The following is a 3,452-nucleotide window of genomic DNA, read 5'->3' as shown; positions in this document are numbered from 1 at the left end:
GGGACGCCGGTGACGACGGTGTCGGTACCCCGCCGCCAGCGGTGCTGCGGGTGCGGGCGACGGGGCCGGTTGCGCAGGTCCATGCATCCACTAACGGCCATGGGGCCCCCCGGATCAACCCTTGACATCAGGGCTGCCTGGCAGACCCCCGGTTACCCACAGCTGGTCCCCAGCGGCGCGGTGGATACCCACCGCGCCATGAACAGCGTTATCCACATTTTCAGGAGCGTGTGACCGTTCTCACATTCGATGGGACAATTGCGAACGGATCATCCGACGGGGGTGGACGTACCGGTTGCGTCGCCCGCGGCACCAGCGCCACCCACGTCGGTACCGCCGGCACCCCCGCTGCCGTCAGGCTCCCGCGACTCCCGTTGCGCCTCCCGCGCCGCGCCCGTCGCAGCCGTCAGCCCCTGGGAGCCTGAGCGGCCCGTCACGCCGGCGGATCCGCGCCGCGCCGCGGCCTGCCACGGCGACACCACACCGGCGGTTCCCACCGGCTCGGTGGCCTCCCAGACCTGCCGCCAGTGTGCCTTCCGGGCGGCCCGCGCGGCCCGGGCCGGTACCGCCGGGCGCTCCCGCGCCGCGCGCAGCGAGTCCCACCAGGACGTAGCGTCCTCGTCGATCAGCCGGGACACCTCGGCGAAGATACGGCCGGTGAAGGAACGCAGGTCGCTGTCGGCGGGATACAGCGGCCGACCGAACCGCACCGACACCCCGGGCCGGCCCGGGACCGTCCACGCCCGGCCCCGCGGCATCGCGGCGAAACCGCCGCGGATACCCACCGGTACCACCGGCACCCCGCAGGTGATCGCCAGATGCGCCGCGCCGAACCGGAACCGGGCGAGCTGGCCGTCCTTCGTCCTGGTCCCCTCCGGAAAAATGACCAGATTCCAGCCGGCGGCGAGCAGGTCGGCGGGTGCGCTCGACGGCGCCCCGCCGCGGCGTTCGATCGGCACGGTCGCGAACAGGAAGGCCGTGCCCAGGCCCCGCCACCAGCTGTCGAAGAAGTAGTCGGCGGCGGCGGCCACCGCCGTGTGGTCCCGGATGTCCCGCGGCAGCGCGCACAGCAGCAGCGGCGCGTCCAGATGGCTGGAATGGTTCGACACGAAGACCGCGGGCGTGCGCAGCCCCTCGAGCGCGTCCAGCCCGGCCACCGACAGGGACAGGTTCGCGTCCAGCATGGGGCGCATCCCGAGCTCCAGCGCGGCGACCCGGGCCGCCCGCATCGCGGGTGTGCGCGCCCACGCGGTGGGGAACTCCCGGCCCCGCGGCGCCGGCTGGTACGGCCGCGCCGAGGCGGGCACCGGTGGGCGCGACGCCCACCGCCAGCCGCGGGCCATCTCACGCAGCCCGATCCCGGCCGGGCGCTGCCGGCCGCCCGGCGCCGTCACCGCACGTCCGCGATGGCGTACGGCGGGGAGTGCAGGTAGGTCAGGGACGGGTTGCGCCCCACCGTGGACGAGATCATCTCAAGCGCGTCGGCCAGCGTGGACGCGGCCCGGAAACCCATCCGCGCGCAGGCCGCCCGGTCACCGCCGACCCACACCACATCCCCGAGATGGTCCAGCGCGTGCGCACCCCAGTACCACATGTAGAACGGGTGCACACCGTGATAGGCGTGGGACGTCCGGTACAGGTGGGTGTACCAGGGGTCGGTGGCGTACTGCTTCTCGAAGGTCGCCTCGATCGTCGCCGGGTCGGTGGACTCGGCGAGCACCTCCTCGAAGAAGTCCACATACGACGGATGGTGCAGCTGGGAGAACTCCGGCGTCACCGGATGGTAGAGGATCATCGCGCCGCCGCGGCGCACCAGCGGCCGGCCCCGGTACATGTTGAAGAAGTACCCCAGGCCCAGGCACATCGCGAGAATCGGGTTCATCACCGAATTGACGTTGTACGGCCCGAGATACGGCAGGCCGACGACGAGGACGTCGCTCTGCCCGTCGACCTCGACAAGCTGCTGGCGGTGCACGTTGGCCAGCGTCTTCGCGTGCACGGCCTCGGTCTCACCGGCGTGCACCCCGGTCACCCCGTAGTCCGCGACCAGGTCCTGGAAGATCCGGCGGCGGGGCCGCGTCGGCATGGCGGCCAGCCCCCGCGACAGCCCGAACGCCATCGCCTGGTCGCGCACGGACCACTCCCACTCCCGTCTGGTGAGGAATCCGTATCGGGCCGGGAACGCGGCGTTGTTCACCGTCGTCTCCACCGTGAAGATCTTCAGGTGGTCGGCGAGCAGCCGGCCCATCCGCCACGCCGAGGAGTGCATGGCCGACCGGGTGTGGTCCATGAACGACCGCGAGTGCACCATCGTGTGGCTGTTGTGATGGTGGCGCAGGCTGTTGTAGGAGGCCAGCCCGATCGGCACCGACTTGTGCCCGCCGTCCATCGCCACCAGGTTGACGTTGACGTAGACCAGCAGGTCCGACTCGGCGGCCCGCCGGTTGATCTCGACGTCCTCGCCGTTCTCGGTCAGGCCGACGTGCAGCAGGTTGTCCCTGTCCTCGGCGTCGTGGTTGTAGAGGCTGTCCGGCCAGAACGAGCGGAACACCCGCTCCCCGACGGCCCGCTCGATCTCGGCGGCGGTCATCCGGCGGTGCAGGGCGTTCGCCACGATGAGCACCACGTCATCGACCCCGGCCTCGGCCGCGAGCGTCAGCACCTGCTCGATCACCCGCTGGCGGATGTCGGGCCGGCGCATCGGCGGCAGCGGGATCGACAGGTCGTCGAAGGCGATCGTCAGCCGCATCCCCGGCCGCAGCAGCGCCCGCAGCGGCTCGCTGTTCTCCGGCTCGGCCAACGCCCGGCTGATCGCCGCGTCGACGTCTGCCAGCGCCGGCAGCGACTCCGGCGGGTAGACCACCCGGGTACCCAGCGGAAAGCGTTCCAGCCCGAACGCCTCACCCTGGTGGACGAGCAGCGGAGGAGTCCGCTCATCGACTTCGAGCACGAACCCCGGTCTCACCTGTGCGATCCCCTTACGCGCGGTTTCAGCCGAACGACACTGGGTTGTCGTCGGCGTCCTGAAATAAGCGTCTCAGCAGACGCCATAGTGCCTGCGAACAGGCCCCGTCCGCCTCTTCTACGCCCTGTCACGTTCCGTGTCCCGTCACGGCGTCATCAGGTCGAAGGCAACCTTGACCGCTCCCAGCCGGCCGGCGGACAGCGCATGGTCCAGCGCGTCCCGCCAGCGGTCCAGCGGATAGGTGGCCGACACGATCCCGTCCAGCGGCGCGGACGCGGCGAGCTCGAGGGCCCGGTCGAAGTCCGCCCGCTGACGGGGCTGCCCGCTCACCTGCCCGTTCACCTGGCCGTCCGGACGGCCGTCCGGACGAGCGGCCGGCCGTACGGCCGCGCCGGCGGACGAGGCGTAGGCGCCGACCAGCTCCAGCTCGCGGAACCACAGCGGGGTCAGGTCCACCGAGCCGGTGGGCACTCCCGACAGCACCACC

At 71.6% G+C, this 3,452-nt stretch carries 2 protein-coding genes and 1 pseudogene; all 3 read right to left on the bottom strand.

Annotated elements, in window-relative coordinates; all coding sequences use genetic code 11:
* Positions 1–269: 269 nt before the first annotated feature.
* A complete protein-coding gene (locus AC5LSR_RS02565; RefSeq protein ID WP_250286573.1) occupies positions 270–1,394 on the bottom strand; it encodes a lysophospholipid acyltransferase family protein in 1,125 nt (374 codons plus the stop codon).
* Positions 1,391–2,965 carry an NPN-dependent hydroxyacid isomerase, LarAH14/15/16 family gene (gene larAH / locus AC5LSR_RS02560; protein WP_250286571.1) on the bottom strand — a complete coding sequence of 525 codons (1,575 nt, stop codon included), beginning with the start codon at positions 2,963–2,965 and terminating at the stop codon, positions 1,391–1,393. Before larAH ends, AC5LSR_RS02565 begins: the two co-directional genes overlap by 4 nt.
* Positions 2,966–3,109: 144 nt before the next feature.
* Positions 3,110–3,452: pseudogene (locus AC5LSR_RS02555) on the bottom strand (zinc-binding alcohol dehydrogenase); the annotation flags it as partial.

The organism is Protofrankia sp. CiP1_Cm_nod4 (genome assembly GCF_982290645.1).
This window is presented reverse-complemented; position numbering and strand designations above follow the sequence as displayed.